The organism is Kribbella sp. NPDC051587, assembly GCF_044453945.1.
In the GTDB taxonomy this organism is placed as follows: Bacteria; Actinomycetota; Actinomycetes; order Propionibacteriales; family Kribbellaceae; genus Kribbella.
Genome location: NZ_JBITDE010000003.1, coordinates 228,995 through 243,166 on the forward strand (window position 1 = coordinate 228,995; position 14,172 = coordinate 243,166).

At 66.2% G+C, this 14,172-nt stretch carries 12 protein-coding genes and 1 riboswitch; of the genes, 10 read left to right on the top strand and 2 right to left on the bottom strand.

Annotation, left to right across the window (positions count from 1 at the left end; all coding sequences use genetic code 11):
* Window positions 1-6 precede the first annotated feature (6 nt).
* From ACIA49_RS13295 to ACIA49_RS13305, 3 genes are read left to right on the top strand one after another with little or no spacing between them, the layout of a single operon-like run.
* Window positions 7-873 carry a hypothetical protein gene (locus tag ACIA49_RS13295; RefSeq protein ID WP_396377392.1) on the top strand — a complete coding sequence of 289 codons (867 nt, stop codon included), beginning with the start codon at window positions 7-9 and terminating at the stop codon, window positions 871-873.
* A gap of 16 nt (window positions 874-889) precedes the next feature.
* Entirely contained in the window at window positions 890-2,035 is a 1,146-nt protein-coding gene (locus ACIA49_RS13300; RefSeq protein ID WP_396377393.1) for a hypothetical protein, read from the top strand.
* 21 nt (window positions 2,036-2,056) lie between these two features.
* A complete protein-coding gene (locus ACIA49_RS13305; RefSeq protein WP_396377394.1) occupies window positions 2,057-3,100 on the top strand; it encodes a hypothetical protein in 1,044 nt (347 codons plus the stop codon).
* Between the two features lie 70 nt (window positions 3,101-3,170).
* Here the strand turns inward: ACIA49_RS13305 and ACIA49_RS13310 are convergent, their stop codons facing one another.
* Window positions 3,171-4,262 carry a winged helix DNA-binding domain-containing protein gene (locus tag ACIA49_RS13310; RefSeq protein WP_396377395.1) on the bottom strand — a complete coding sequence of 364 codons (1,092 nt, stop codon included), beginning with the start codon at window positions 4,260-4,262 and terminating at the stop codon, window positions 3,171-3,173.
* Window positions 4,263-4,451: 189 nt separating this feature from the next.
* Here ACIA49_RS13310 and ACIA49_RS13315 point away from each other — a divergent pair, with 189 nt between their 5' ends.
* From ACIA49_RS13315 to ACIA49_RS13345, 7 genes are all read left to right on the top strand, one after another.
* Window positions 4,452-5,912 carry a M36 family metallopeptidase gene (locus ACIA49_RS13315; RefSeq protein WP_396377396.1) on the top strand — a complete coding sequence of 487 codons (1,461 nt, stop codon included), beginning with the start codon at window positions 4,452-4,454 and terminating at the stop codon, window positions 5,910-5,912.
* Between the two features lie 37 nt (window positions 5,913-5,949).
* Entirely contained in the window at window positions 5,950-6,861 is a 912-nt protein-coding gene (locus ACIA49_RS13320; RefSeq protein ID WP_396377397.1) for an oxidoreductase, read from the top strand.
* Between the two features lie 58 nt (window positions 6,862-6,919).
* Window positions 6,920-8,488, top strand: coding sequence for a CocE/NonD family hydrolase (locus ACIA49_RS13325; RefSeq protein WP_396377398.1), 1,569 nt, complete (start codon window positions 6,920-6,922; stop codon window positions 8,486-8,488).
* Window positions 8,485-9,519 (top strand): lactonase family protein, encoded by a 1,035-nt coding sequence (locus tag ACIA49_RS13330; protein WP_396377399.1) that lies wholly within the window; start codon window positions 8,485-8,487, stop codon window positions 9,517-9,519. The genes ACIA49_RS13325 and ACIA49_RS13330 overlap by 4 nt, the downstream gene beginning before the upstream one ends.
* Window positions 9,520-9,586: 67 nt before the next feature.
* Window positions 9,587-12,043 carry a LamG-like jellyroll fold domain-containing protein gene (locus tag ACIA49_RS13335; RefSeq protein ID WP_396377400.1) on the top strand — a complete coding sequence of 819 codons (2,457 nt, stop codon included), beginning with the start codon at window positions 9,587-9,589 and terminating at the stop codon, window positions 12,041-12,043.
* Window positions 12,044-12,124: 81 nt separating this feature from the next.
* A complete protein-coding gene (locus tag ACIA49_RS13340; RefSeq protein ID WP_396377401.1) occupies window positions 12,125-12,910 on the top strand; it encodes an aldo/keto reductase in 786 nt (261 codons plus the stop codon).
* Between the two features lie 4 nt (window positions 12,911-12,914).
* A riboswitch (guanidine-III (ykkC-III) riboswitch) is annotated at window positions 12,915-12,982 on the top strand.
* A gap of 21 nt (window positions 12,983-13,003) precedes the next feature.
* Window positions 13,004-13,258: a hypothetical protein gene (locus tag ACIA49_RS13345; protein WP_396377402.1), complete on the top strand. Its 255-nt coding sequence runs from the start codon at window positions 13,004-13,006 to the stop codon at window positions 13,256-13,258.
* Here the strand turns inward: ACIA49_RS13345 and ACIA49_RS13350 are convergent.
* Window positions 13,255-14,097, bottom strand: coding sequence for a hypothetical protein (locus ACIA49_RS13350; RefSeq protein ID WP_396377403.1), 843 nt, complete (start codon window positions 14,095-14,097; stop codon window positions 13,255-13,257). The two genes, ACIA49_RS13345 and ACIA49_RS13350, sit on opposite strands and share 4 nt — an antisense overlap.
* Between the last annotated feature and the right edge of the window lie 75 nt (window positions 14,098-14,172).

A 14,172-nucleotide genomic window follows, 5' to 3' on the forward strand; every position in this document is an offset into this window, starting at 1 on the left:
GAGCCGATGAGACGAGACAAGGAGCCGTCGGATCGCGATCCTGACGACGGGAGCGGCCGACGTCAACCCGATCAGCCGGAAAGCTGGCGGGACGTCGTTCGGAGCAGTTATGAGTACCCAGACGAGATCGATGATCTGAATCGTCGGGAGCGCCGTAGAGCGAAGCGGACTTGGCGTCGGGACGACCAGGCGCAGCGGAATGCTTGGCTTCGGCAGCAACGTCAGGCCGAACCCACCAGCCCTGTGACAGTCATTGTCGCGATCGTGATCCTTGCGGTCGTCATCCTTGGTCTGGGAGGCGGGCTGCCGCGACTGCTGCGGGGGGATGAACCTTCAGGGGGAAACGTCGGGCTCCTTACTCCGCCGGTTGGGCCGGGCGCGAGTTCTGTGGCGCCGCCACAATCCACGCCTACTCCGTTGTCGCCGAGCACTTTGACGAACTCGACGCCGCCGATACTTACTGAGCGCCCCCCCGCGTCAGCAGGAGCCTCAGCAGAAGAAACTGTCAACGCCTGGGCCCGGCTGTTCTACCAGCGAGATCCCTCAACGGAGACCTATACGAATCTCATCGACAAGACTGCGCCGTACATCACGACGGAACTTGGTGACTCCCTCCTCGCCGAGGGGGACTCTACTTACGACGCACTCAAGGCTGATGGCGGCAAGTCGACGGTGGTGTCTGTTCAGATCGGATCTCCACGCCCGGATACGGCCCCTGTCGATACACCTACGCGGATCAGCCGACTGGTCTCGATCACGATTGACATTACTGGCAAGAGGTCGAATCGGATCGTTCTCCCTTTGCTCATCACTCTGGTTCCAGAAGGAACCAAATGGGTGATCAGCGATCTGAACGGCGGGACCGGGCCATGAGTAGAGGGGGGAACTGATGTTCGCGGGGCCAGGCACTGGCGGCATCTTCGGTGCCGCCGCTGGCAAGGGGCTGATTCTCAAGGCCTTGGGCGCGATGGGGCTTGTCGGCCTCATGAGCCTCGTGCTGATCGTCCCCTTCGGAGCGGGTGGCGACCACTATCTCTCAAGCTGTCCCATCGTCGGAAACTTCAGGGCAGACGATCCGCCGGCAGATGCACCGACTCGGGCGCGGCAAGTCGCTTTTGCAAAGATCATTGACGGCGTTGCTGTTGCCCGCGGGCTTCCTGGTCGCGCCACGCTCGTTGCGCTGATGACTGCGCTGCAAGAATCTCAGCTCGACAATATCGACTACGGCGACCGTGACTCGGTTGGCTTGTTCCAGCAGCGTCCTTCAGCGGGTTGGGGAACCATAGAGCAGATCGAGGATCCGACGTATGCTGCCGAGGCATTTTTCGGCGGTGCCAAGAAGCCTGATCCACCCGGCCTTGTCGATATCGACGGATGGCCGTCGATGTCCTATACCGAGGCAGCCCAGGCCGTCCAGGTCTCTGCGTTTCCGAATGCTTATGCCCGGCACGAGCGCACCGCGCGGCAAATTGCGACCGAGGCTGGGATCGACCTCGAGCGCTCCGGTGATCCGTATGCAGGCCGGGCGGGGACCAAGCCTGCGGTCGGTCCAGAGCAACAGGTAGCGCTGGACGACTGCGACCAAGGGGCGGGGCTCATCGCGGGCCGTCCGGTTAACGGCGTCTGGCCTCCCGAGACAGCAAGTGTCACTGACCCAACGGGCACAGGCGGAATGGTCACTCAGCGGACTGCAACGTGGGTTGCTCAAGCGCGCGCCGCCCTGCAAAATCCACCAATGAGTTGCTGGGACGCGCATCTGTGGAATCCCACCAGTGACCATCCAAAGGGCAAGGCCTGCGACGTGTTCGTGGGAGGCGATTCGCGGAGTTCAACTGCCGCACGGTCCAAGGGCGATCGGATCGCCAACTGGGCTATTCAGACCGCAGGCACGACCGGGGTTCGCTATCTGATCTGGTCCGGCAAGATTTGGAGCGCTCGCACCGGGCAATGGAAGCCTTACAACGGCGGTGGCGTCTACGATCCCAGCAGTGCGACAGGTGGTCACTATGATCACGTCCATGTGTCGCTTTACTGAGTCCAAACACCGAGGCGGTACATGAACAACGCGCAGGGCCCTGGCGAACCCGCGGGGGGCGACCCGCAATGGCGAGAGTCGGATGGGGCACAGCTACCGGTGCCTCGTGGCGACAACCCTCTGGGACAAGCGCCGAATCAGCAACCGGCCGTTCCCTGGGGAGCCGGAGAGCCGACGTCGGCGACCGGGGTTCCCGGAGGGGCTGGCCTGCTTGCTGCCGAAGTCCTGTCGATGGTCCTCTGGGCGGGTGCCAGTTTCCTCATTGTGTTTTGGCTTACGCAGACCTTCGACTGGCCAAGTTGGGGGTTGATCGCTGGCTGGCTTCTGACTGGGCTCGTCGTGATCTGGCCGGGGTCCGACGGTCTGTTGGCGAAATACCTTCTCGGACTGAGGCGGCCAACGATGGTCGAAGGTCAGCGCCTTGCACCCAGTTGGTACGCAGTCGCGAATCGCGCAGGAATTGACCCGAACAGCTACACGGTGTGGGTGCAGAACTCGGAGGCGGTCACAGGATTCGCCAGCGGAGGAAACACGGTTTCGGTAACGCGCTGGGCGCTCTACACATTGCCTCCAACGCACTTGGAAGCCGCTCTGGCGCATGATCTGCAGATGCACGCCAGGGGCAGTTCGTGGTTCGGCCGCCTCATGCACTGGTACTCGATTCCGGCGAGGCTGGTCGGGTTGGTCATTCGCCTGTTGCTCAAGCTGAGCCGGACCATCCCGGCGGTCGGGTGCACGCTGATCGGCTTCCTGTTGGTCGCGTATCTAGGCATCTTCCTGGCAGCCCTGGTCTTCTATGACAGCCTCTCAGTTCCTTTCTTGTTCTTATTGCCTCTCTTCTCTCCTTTGCTGTTCCTCGGTGCGGGGAAGCTGATGGAGCGGTTGGCCGATCGTGCGACCGTCGATCTGGGACTCGGCCGGAAACTCCTGGAGGTGTTCTATGGCTGGCAGGCGCAGCACGAGGGCGGGCATCGACGTGGGGGACTGCAGCCCGACTGGCTTGCCGGTCAGCCCTCGATTGCTGAGCGGATCCGGTCCGTCGAGGTGTATCTTCAGCGTCCCTGAGAATAACCACAGCGCCTCGCGGGCAGATCAGGCGAATGCAGCTCGACCCTCATGGGTCGGGCTGCTTTGTTTAGGGGGTTAGGAAGCGGATTTCGTGGGTGGCGGTGGGGTTGTGGAAGGTTAGGAGGGCTTGGGCTTCGGGTTCTAGGGCGGTGCGGGTGGATTTGGGGAGGGGGGTTAGGGGGGTTATTTCTAGGGTGGTTTGGGATTTGGTGGGTTTGGGGAGGCGCCAGGTGGCGGTGGGGTGGCCGTTGTGGAGGAGGGTGCCGGTGGTGTAGAGGGATTGGAGTTGTTTGGGGGTGGCGGACCAGCGGGAGCGGTCGGCGTGGGAGAGGTAGAGGTTGTCGTATTCGGGGAGGAAGCGGATGGGGGGTTCGGTGTCGGGGGAGGGGAGGGTGAGGGTGGGGAGGTCGTAGAGGGTGCGGTTGGAGTTGGCGTCGGTGTAGGTGCGGAGGTCGAGGCGGTCGAAGATTTCGGTGAGGTGGGTGAGGCCGGACCAGGTTTGGGCGTCTTGGACTGAGGCGGGGCCGTAGGCGGCGAGGTAGCGGAGGACGAGGGCTTCGGGGTTGGGGTGGGGGTCGAGGCCGGCGTTGAGCCAGAGGTGGGGGAGGGACATGGCGGGGTTGCCGCCTTTGCCCCAGATGCCTCGGGGTGGGGTTTGGATGGTGGGGAGGAGGCAGCGGACGGCGTGGGCGAGGGCGGCGGGGTCGCGCTCGGGCCAGAGCGGGGCCAGGTGTTCGCGGAGTTGTACGGCGGTGGCGGGGGACTGGGTGAGGCGGTCGGTGCCGGCTTGGAGTACGGCGGGCATGTCGAGGCCTTCGAGGCGGTGGCGGCCGTAGGTCATGTTCTGGAAGACCTCGCGGTCGAGGCGGGGCTGGATGAGGGGGCGGAAGGCGAGGAAGTCGCGGCTCGACATGAGGTGGATGGTGGCGCGCATCATGGAGCCACGGACCGCGTCGCGGTCTTCGAGGAGGGTGACCAGGTCGGCGGGCTGGAAGGTGGTGAGGCGGGTCCAGAGGCCGACGTACGGCGCGAGCGGTTGCTGGGCTTGCATGCCGACCAGGTGCTCGATGGCTTCGAGGGCGGTGGCGTCGTTGCGTTCGAGCAGCCATTGGCGCTGGAGGGTGGCGCGGTTCTGGGCCTGCAGGCTCAACTTCGACATGCCAGATCTTCTCCCGGCGGGCAGTTCGTTCGCCAGGAGCCTGGGGGCCGTTGACAAGGATTTCCCTTGCCGCCGCAGATTGACGCGAAGTTCTGCTTCCCTCGGGGTACCGAAGGCAACTAAGGTCTCGACGGATCGTAGTGGTTGCGTCACGCAACCTGAACGGATCGCCATCGTGGGAGGGAATGTATGTCGAACCGCCGTAAGGCGATTGTGGCCGTCACCGCCGGGCTGGCCACCATCTCGCTCGGTCTGTCCTTCACGAGCGCTGCGGGGGCCGCGCCGGAGGCCACCACTCTGGGCAGCCTGAAGCTCGTCAAGACCAAGACCTCACTGCTCGGCAAGCACTACTGGTACCAGCAGACCTTCAAGGGCCTGCCGGTCATCAACGGGTACTACGCGAAGCACGAGACCAAGGCCGGCGGTGTGCAGATCGCTGACGGGCGGGACGCCATCCCGGCGAACCTGGACGTCTCGGCGAAGCTGCCGGCAGCGAGCGCCACCACCAAGGCGACCGAGGCGATCAACGCCAAGGCTGCCCGGGCGCGGATCGCCGGTGCGGACAAGGAAGCCGAGAAGGTGCCGGCCGCCGGCAAGGGTACGGCGCAGCTGGCCGTCATCGGTGGTCCGAACGCCCGCCTGGTCTGGGCGGTCACCAGCCGGTCCAGCGAAGGCTCGAGCCGGAGCCTGGTCGACGCGGACAGCGGCGCGGTCGTCGAGTCCAAGGTGATCAGCGACAACGCCACCGGTCACGGCTCGGTCTTCGACCCGAACCCGGTGGTCAGCGAGCAGAACGAGAAGCTCGTCGACAACAACGACAAGAACAGCGACGAACTGTTCCTGGCGCAGAAGAACGTGATCCTGCGCAACCTGGACGGCTCCGGCAAGCTCAACGGTACTTACGTGAACATCGCGGAGGCCAAGGGCGGGGTCGCGCAGAACAAGAACAACAACTTCGTCTACCAGCGCGCGAACGACAAGTTCGAGCAGGTGGAGGCGTACTACCAGGTCAACCAGACCCAGGAGTACATCCACAAGCTGGGCTTCACCGAGGTGAACAACGAGTCCCAGGACTTCTCGATCAACACCTACGACGGGGACAACTCGTTCTACGACCCGTCGACCGATGTCATCACCATGGGTGAGGGTGGGGTCGACGACGCCGAGGACGCCGAGGTGATCTGGCACGAGTACGGTCACGCGATCCAGGACGACGTCGTACCGGGGTTCGGTGAGTCGCTGGAAGCCGGCTCGATCGGTGAGGGCTTCGGCGACTACTGGGCCGTCACCAACTCGATCCCGGTCAGCAAGGGCTTCAACCTGCCGTGCGTGATGGACTGGGACGCGACGTCGTACACGTCCACCGAGCCGCACTGCCTGCGTCGTACCGACACCGGCAAGACGACCGACGACATCGTCGGCGAGGTGCACGACGACGGTGAGATCTGGTCGAACGCGCTGTGGGACATCAGCCTGGCGCTCGGCCGGGAGAAGGCCAACAAGGCGATCCTCGAGGGCACGTTCTTCTACGCTCCCGACACGTCCTTCGCCGACGCCGCCCGCGTCACCGTGCAGGCCACCCGCCTGCTCTACGGCAAGGCCGACGCCCAGAAGGTCACCGACGCCTTCAAGGCCCGCAAGATCCTCTGATAGCCACTGCAGGTCATGCGCCCGCTACGGTGGGCGCATGACTTGGAGTACGGCGGACATCCCCGACCTGACCGGACGACGGGCACTCGTCACCGGTGCCACGAGCGGACTCGGCTACGAGACCGCCAAAGAGCTCCTCAGGCATGGTGCCGAGGTGCTGATCGCAGCACGCAATCCACAGAAGACCGCGGATGCTGCGCGCAAGCTGACGGCTGAGACGGGCAAGGAGCCGGTCAGCATCGAGCTGGACCTGGCTGACCTGTCGAGTGTGCAGCGAGCCGCCACCCAGGTGAGCGAGAGCTACGACCACATCGACGTCCTGGTCAACAACGCCGGCGTGATGGCGACGCCGTACCGGCAGACCATCGACGGGTTCGAGCTGCAGATCGGCACCAACCACCTGGGGCACTTCGCGCTCACCGGCCGTCTGATGCCGTTGCTGAGCAACGGACGGGTCGTCACCGTCAGCTCGTTCATGCACAAGTCGGCGAGCACGGTCCAGGAGTACGACCTGCGACTCCCGGAAGGCAGCTACTCGAAGTGGCCGCAGTACAGCCGGTCGAAGCTCGCCAATCTGCTCTTTATGTTCGAGCTCGGCCGTCGCGTGCCCAACGTGCTGAGCGTCGGCGCACACCCCGGCTACGCCTCGACGCACCTCCAGGCCGCAGGGCCGGAGCTGGCCGGCGCCAAGCTCACAGCCAAGCTCTGGTCCGGGTTCAACCTGTTCGCCCAGTCCGCTGCGGCAGGTGCTCAGCCAAGCCTGTACGCCGCCACCCGCGATGACCTGCACCAGGGCACGTACGTCGGCCCGAGCTTCTTCGAGTTCCGGGGATCTCCCAAGGTGGTGCACGCGACCCGGGCTGCGCAGGACCCCGAGCGAGCACAGCAGCTGTGGGACTGGTCGGTCGAGGCGACCGGCGTCGACCCAGCACTCTCAGTGCCGAGGTAGTGACAGAGCGGCAATCTTGTGGTTACCTTCCGGTAATTTCCCAGCCGGAGGTCGCCCCGTGCGCAGAATTGCCGCCGCCCTTGCCCTAACCCTCCTGGCCGCGCTCGCCCTCAGCCCTCCGGTGCAGGCGGCCCAGCCCGGCTTCGCCACCAAGTACGAACGCATCCAAGGTGCCGACGGCATCCAGATCGGTGCCGTCGTTCTCACGCCGACCGGCCAGGGCAGCGGCCCGTTCCCGCTCGTGGTGATGCCGTCCAGCTGGGGCGTCCCCAACCTCGAGTACGTCGGCCAGGGCGCCAAGCTGGCCAAATCCGGGTTCCAGGTGATCGCGTACTCGAGCCGCGGCTTCTGGGACACCGGCGGCGGCATCGACATCGCCGGCCCGCCCACGGTCGCCGACGTCTCCAAGGTGATCGACTGGGCCGCCCTCAATACCCCCGCCGACACCAGCAAGGTCGCCGCGGTAGGCATCTCGTACGGCGCCGGTACGTCGCTCCTCGCCAGCGCGGAGGACCCGCGGATCAAGGTGGTCGGCGCCCTCAGTGGTTGGGCCGACCTGGTTCGCTCGATCGACCCCAACGACACCGTCTCCCTCCAGGCCGTCGCCGGCCTGCTTGCCCTCGGCAACATCACCGGCCGTCCCGGCCCGGAGATGCAGTCCCTGCAGACCAAGTTCCTCACCGGCCGGTACGACGAAGCTGTCGCCGACGCCAAACTCCTGAGCCCCGTGCGGTCCGCGCAGACCGTGGTCGGCAAGATCAATGCCAACAAGCCCGCGGTGTTCCTCGCCAACGCCTTCGAGGACTCGATCTTCCCGCCGACCCAGTACACGGACTTCTTCACCGCGTTGACCGTCCCGAAGCGGCTCCAGTTCGCGCACGGCGATCACGCCACCCCTGAAGTACCCGGCGCGATCGGGCTGCCCAACGAGACCTGGGATGAGCTCGTGGCCTGGATGCGCCACTACCTCAACGGCGCGGACAACGGCGCCGACACCGAAGAGCCCGTCCAACTGAAGTCCCAGGCCGGCACGTGGCGTGGGTACGACAACTGGGCCGCAGTCGGTCAACCGCGGACGTCGTACCTGAGCAAAACCGGACTCCAGACCAGCCAGGCGACAGGCTGGCAGCGCGGCATCGCAGCCGGCGTCCCGACCGTCGCGGACAGCGGGATCGCGCTGGTTTCCGGCGCTCTCCAGGGACTGCTCTCGATCCCTACGGGCTTAGCGACGCCCTTGATCGATCGATCATTCGCCGGCGTGTGGACCGGAGAGGTCTATCCGGATCGCACACTGATCAACGGATCCCCGCGACTGCACTTTACGGCGACACCCTCCGTAAAGGACACTTCACTCTTCGCGTACCTCTACGACGTCAACGCGCTAGGAGTCGGATCCTTGATCTCGCATAAGCCGCTCACCTTGCGAGGGGCAACCCCCGGCAAAGCCGTCCCGATCGATCTGCGCCTGGAAGCCACCAGCTGGGAGGTCCCGGCCGGTCACCACCTCACCCTCGTCGTCGACACCGTCGACCCGCGCTACCTCGGCCGCAGCTCGGTCGGGAGCTCGGTCACCTTCAGTTCGCCGGCCGGCAGCCCGGCGTACCTGAGCGTCCCGGTGGCCTCGTGACCACCACGCGCCGGGGATTCCTCGGCCTCACCGCTGCCGCCATCGCCGCCGCGCCACTCAAGGCCAACGCCGCCGCCACCAAGTACCTCTACCACGGCCGGTACGGCGACGGTGTCGGCATCGCCTCGTACGACGCCGCCGGCAAGATCACGTCAACCGGCGTACTGACAGGTGTCGCCGACCCGTCCTTCGTGATCCGCTCGGGCAACTTCCTGTACGCCGTCAACGAGCAAGAGGCCGGCGCGGTCACCGCTATCGCGATCGATGCCCCCGGCAAGCTTCGGCGCATCAACAGCAAGTCCAACAAGGGTTCTGGCCCCTGTCACCTTGCAGTTGCCGGAAGCTACTTGCTGAGCGCGAACTACGGATCCGGTGACATCGCCGTCCACAAACTGAATGCCGACGGCAGCATCGGCACCCAGACCGATCTGGTCAAACATGCCGGTACCGCTCCGCACGCGCACCAGATCGTCGTCAAGGGCAACTACATCCTGGCTGTCGATCTGGGCACCGACTCGGTCTACACGTACACGCTGGCCAACGGGAAGCTCGCTCTCAAATACCAGCTCACACTCACCACCGGTTCCGGACCGCGGCACCTCGCGTTCCATCCGTCCGGAAACTTCGCCTACATAGCAAACGAGCTGAACAGCACGATCACCGTCTGCAGCTATGCCGACGGCAAGCTCACCGCCCTGAGCAGCCAGACCACAGTCCCGGCCGGCTCGCCGACGAACTACCCGGGCGAGGTGGTCGTCTCCGCGGACGGTCGCTACGTCTACCTGACCAACCGCGGTCACAACAGCGTGGCGGTCTTCGAGACTTCCGGCAGCACCCTCACGCTCAAGGCGACGCCGAGCGCCGGTGGGGTCTGGCCGCGGCACGCGATCATCGATCCGACCGGCACGCTGCTGTTCGTCTCCAATCAGAACTCGGGCAACATCGTCACCTTCGCGGTCGACCTCGCGTCCGGGAGCCTGACCCAGAAGAGTTCGTTCAGCACCCCGACTCCGGTGTGCGTAAATGTTTGAGGTCTTGCGTTTTTGAGCTGAAAACGTTTCCATGGGAGCGCCTTTCACCGCCCCGAAGGGAGCTTCCATGCTCAAGCTTGTCGCCGCGGCCGCCCTCGCGGCCGCGGCAACCCTCGTGCCGACGGCGCAAGCCGCCCCGGCCGAGTGGCACCGCGGTACCCCGCCGCTCAGCACCCCGTGGACGGACGACGTCACGCCGTCCAATGCACTCCCGGACTACCCGCGTCCGCAGCTCACCCGCCCGGAGTGGCGCAACCTCAACGGCCTGTGGGAGTTCGCTGCCGCAGCGCCGGGGGAGGCGCCTCCGATCGGTCGCACGCTCGCCGAGAAGGTCCTGGTGCCCTACCCGATCGAGTCTGCGCTGTCCGGCATCCAGCGGCACGAGGACCGGATGTTCTACCGCCGGACCTTCACCGTCCCGCCGCAGTGGAAGGGCCAGCGGCTCGTCCTGCACTTCGGTGCGGTCGACTACGACGCCAAGGTCTGGGTCAACGGCCGCCTGGCGACCACACACCGCGGCGGGTACGACGGTTTCGACGTCGACGTCACCAACTACCTCCACCGCAGCGGTCCGCAGGAGCTGATCGTCGGCGCGGAGGACCTCACCGACGAGACCTTCCAGCCGATCGGCAAGCAGCGTGAGGTTCCCGATCACGGGATCTTCTACCAAGGCAGCTCCGGCATCTGGCGCACGGTCTGGATGGAGCCGGTCAACACCGCCTCCATCGACCGCCTGCAGCTCACTCCGGACCTCCCGGGCAAGGCCCTCAAGGTCACCGCGGAGACCACCGGTCCGGCGAACCTGGATGTCGAGGTCACCGCGTACGACGGTCATCGGCAGGTGAGCCGGGTCCGCGGCAAGGCCGACACCGAACTCCGGGTCCCGATCCCGAACCCGAAGACGTGGTCGCCCGACAAACCCTTCCTGTACGACCTCAAGGTCCGCCTGATCGATCGCGGCAAGACCGTCGACCAGGTCGGTTCGTACGCCGGAATGCGGTCGGTCGGCCTGGTCAAGGGGGCCGACGGCAAGCTTCGGATGGGCCTGAACGGCAAGGTCCTGTTCAACCTCTCGACGCTGGACCAGGGCTTCTGGCCCGACGGTCTGAACACAGCCCCGACCGACGCCGCCCTGCGCTTCGACCTCGAGCAGCACAAGCGGCTCGGCTTCAACACTGTCCGCAAGCACATCAAGGTCGAGCCCGACCGCTGGTACTACTGGGCCGACAAGCTCGGCCTGATGGTCTGGCAGGACATGCCCGCGACCAAGACCGCGGAGATCCCGGAGCCGTGGCGCGCACAGTTCAAGTCCGAACTGCACGAGATGGTCGACGAGCACAAGAGCTTCACCTCGATCACCGTCTGGGTGCCGTTCAACGAGGGCTGGGGCGAGTGGGACAAGACCGAGACCGGCCAGATCGCCGACTCGGTCAAGGCCCAGGACCCGTCCCGGCTCGTCAACGCGCACAGCGGGATGAACTGCTGCGCCTCGAAGGGCGACTCGGGTCGCGGCGACCTGATCGACCATCACGCGTACCTCGGCCCGGGAACCCCGTCGCCGGCCGGCGAACGGGCCGCGGTCGACGGTGAGCACGGTGGATTCGGCCTGAAGACCCAGGACCACATGTGGTTCGGCGACGGGTTCGCGTACGAGATGACGCCGGACAAGGCCACGCTGACCAGACGGTACGTCGAGAACCAGCGCGACGTCCTGAAATCGGCGAACCAGTGTGGCATCAGCGGCTCGGTCTACACCCAGATCACCGATGTCGAGGGTGAGCTGAACGGCTTCTTCACCTACGACCGGCAGATCCCGAAGATGGACTTCGCCCAGGTCCGTACGGTCAATCAGCAGATCATCGCGGGCGCGGACGGTACCGGAACCGGCGGACCGCAACCCGGTCCCGGCACGCCAGGTGCCGACGGCATCCACTTCTACCCACTCGACGGCACCGGTGAAGATGCCGTCGGCAACAACGATGCCACGCTCGTCAACGGCGCGGCGTTTGCCCCGGGCAAGAACGGTCAAGGCGTTGCGGTCAACGGATCCAACCAGTACGTCGACACCGGTGCCGCGCTGCTCGACACCAGCGGCAACTACACCGCCAGCGCCTGGGTGAAGCTCAACAAGGTCGACGGTTTCCAGACCGTGGTCAGTCAGGACGGCGATCGCGACAGCGCGTTCTTCCTGCAGTACTCCGGTGCGGACCAGCGGTTCGCGATGAGCTTCCCGGGCGTCCGGGCACTCGCGCCGACCAAGCCGAACCCGGACCAGTGGTACCACCTCACCGGCGTCCGCGACGCGGCCAAGGGCGAGCTACGCCTGTACGTCGATGGTCAGCTGGCCGGTGCGAAATCCGCCTGCAGCCTGGACTCGACGTCGACCGGCAACACCGTGATCGGCCGGGCGAAGTTCGGCGGGAACCAGGTCGACTTCCTCGACGGCACGGTCGACCAGGTGCACGTCTTCGACCGCGCGCTGACCGATCAGGAGGTCAAGGCCCTGTACGACTCGGGTCGCTGACACTCGGGCTGAAGATGCGAGGCCGTCGCACACCACCGATCCTGGTAAGAACAAAAAGACTGCCAGAGGAGGTGGGGTGCGATGGCCGCGCCAAGTCACGTGCTCGCGCCTCATACCGTGCACAAGTTCCGGCCCCCGCGCTTCGGTCTGGGCGGCTCGCGCCTCGGTGATTCCCAAGGTGAGGCGACGATCGACGCGGCGTACCAGGCCGGGATCCGCTTCTTCGACACCTCACCGGCGTACGGCGACTCCGAAACCACCCTCGGTACGGCGCTCAGCCGTCGCCCGCGCGGTGAGTTCCTGGTCTCGACGAAGGTGGTCGGCGCGGACCCCGAGGAGTCGGTCCGGGGGAGTGTCCAGCGACTGGGCCTCGGGGCCGATCTCGTGCTGGTCGAGGACGCGATCGCAACGGCGTACCCGGTCCTCGACGGTCTCAAGCGCCAGGGTGTGATCAAGGCGATCGGCGCCGCCTCGACCGACTGGCAAGTGCTTGATCACCTCGTCCGCGATCACGAGTTCGACTGTGTCCTGCTCGCCGGCCAGTTCTCGCTGCTCGACCAGAGTGCGCGCCCGCTCCTGGATCGCTGTCTGGCGCGCGGCGTCTCGGTCATCGTGTCCGGCGTCCTCTCGCCGGAGGTGCTGCACAGCGACAGCGTGCAGGCGCGGCGGATCTCCGCGGTCTGCGAGCGGTACGGCGTCTCGCTGCCGCAGGCCGCGCTCGCGTTCCCGTCCCGGCACACCGCCGTCACCTCGGTACTGATCTCGGCCGCCAGCCCGGCGGAGATCCGGGCCGACGCGGCCCTGGTCCGGCAGCCCGTACCGGCAACGCTCTGGCGGGATCCCGAGTTGCTGCGTTTGCTAACGTAGACGTCAGGTCCTGCGCTACTGCAGGCCCCGGACGAGTGGCGTCGTACCCGGTCGGTGACAAGACGACGCCTGCCCCTTGGAGGGGCTTCTGCGATGCATGCTGTCGACGTTCTCGAAATCGTCGGTGCACTGGTCATCCTGATCGCCTTCGCGGCCGCCCAGGCCGGACGGCTGCGCCAGCGCACCCTGACCTACCAGCTGCTGAACCTCCTCGGCTCCGGCCTGCTGGCCGCGATCGCCCTCCAGGAGTCCTCCTGGGGCTTCCTGCTGCTCGAAGGCAGCTGGGCCGTGATCAGCCTGATCGGCCTGCTCACGCTACGAACCAAGCGTGAGCCGCAGCAGGTCTAGAACTTGTCGCCCGGGTTGGTCGAGCTCGGGGTCGGCGAGCCCGGCTCCGGCGTACCGGTCGGCATCGGCGTCGGGCTCGCGGTCGGATCCGGCGTCGTCTCGGTGCCCGGCGGCGGTGTGGTCGGCGTGATCGTCGTCGTGACCGTGTTCGTCGGCGTCGGGATGACCGGCGGCGGATCGAGCGGCGGTGAGTCCTTGAACAGCTGCCAGGCCAGGAAGACGGCCAGCGCCATGATCAGCAGCATCGTCGCCAGCGCGTACCAGATCGCGTTCCACGACGGTGGCCGCAGCGCGGTCGGCCACGGCAGCGGCCAGATCCGGAACAGACCGGGACGCCGCCGGTTCTCCCAGTAGTGCCGGAACTCGGGTCCACGCCGCCGGCCGTGCTGCGGGATCCGGTCCATCAGTACGGCGGACAGCACGTCCTCGCCGCGTCGTTCGGCCAGCAACCGCTCGTCCGACGCGGCGCTGGACCCGTCGTCCTCCCGGATCGGCCCGAAGGCCGCCCAGAGCGCGAGATCGTCGTCGTCCTCGTCGTTGTGCGCCAGTACGACGTCCTCGGGCAGCGAGTCGACCGCGACCACGAACCGGTCCCGGGCGGCCGCGTCGTCGGCCGAGCCCTCGGTCATCATCGCGACCACGGCGTTGCGCCCGTGTTCGTCACTGGCCGTGTACAGATAACCGGCGGCGTTCGCGCCCAGCCGGCCGCGCAGCCAGAACTCGCCGACCCGCGGCGGGTCCTCCGGCTGCAGCGGGAGCGCGGCAGGAATCAGCGACACCGGCGCTTCCACCGGCGGCTCGGCCGGTTGCACCTCGGTCTGTGATTCGGTCGCGGTCATCACCCCAATCCCACCACATCCCTGGTAGCACTGTCGCAACTCCCCAGGAAGTCCGCAGGATTTGAGTCGCCGGGG

What these genes read in the sequence shown, in the direction of transcription:
- ACIA49_RS13340 (WP_396377401.1), top strand. Translation starts at nt 12,125, where the DNA reads ATGGCCGCGCCAAGTCACGTGCTCGCGCCTCATACCGTGCACAAGTTC.
- ACIA49_RS13350 (WP_396377403.1), bottom strand. Translation starts at nt 14,097, where the DNA reads ATGACCGCGACCGAATCACAGACCGAGGTGCAACCGGCCGAGCCGCCG.
- ACIA49_RS13295 (WP_396377392.1), top strand. Translation starts at nt 7, where the DNA reads ATGAGACGAGACAAGGAGCCGTCGGATCGCGATCCTGACGACGGGAGC.
- ACIA49_RS13300 (WP_396377393.1), top strand. Translation starts at nt 890, where the DNA reads ATGTTCGCGGGGCCAGGCACTGGCGGCATCTTCGGTGCCGCCGCTGGC.
- ACIA49_RS13345 (WP_396377402.1), top strand. Translation starts at nt 13,004, where the DNA reads ATGCATGCTGTCGACGTTCTCGAAATCGTCGGTGCACTGGTCATCCTG.
- ACIA49_RS13310 (WP_396377395.1), bottom strand. Translation starts at nt 4,262, where the DNA reads ATGTCGAAGTTGAGCCTGCAGGCCCAGAACCGCGCCACCCTCCAGCGC.
- ACIA49_RS13305 (WP_396377394.1), top strand. Translation starts at nt 2,057, where the DNA reads ATGAACAACGCGCAGGGCCCTGGCGAACCCGCGGGGGGCGACCCGCAA.
- ACIA49_RS13335 (WP_396377400.1), top strand. Translation starts at nt 9,587, where the DNA reads ATGCTCAAGCTTGTCGCCGCGGCCGCCCTCGCGGCCGCGGCAACCCTC.
- ACIA49_RS13320 (WP_396377397.1), top strand. Translation starts at nt 5,950, where the DNA reads ATGACTTGGAGTACGGCGGACATCCCCGACCTGACCGGACGACGGGCA.
- ACIA49_RS13315 (WP_396377396.1), top strand. Translation starts at nt 4,452, where the DNA reads ATGTCGAACCGCCGTAAGGCGATTGTGGCCGTCACCGCCGGGCTGGCC.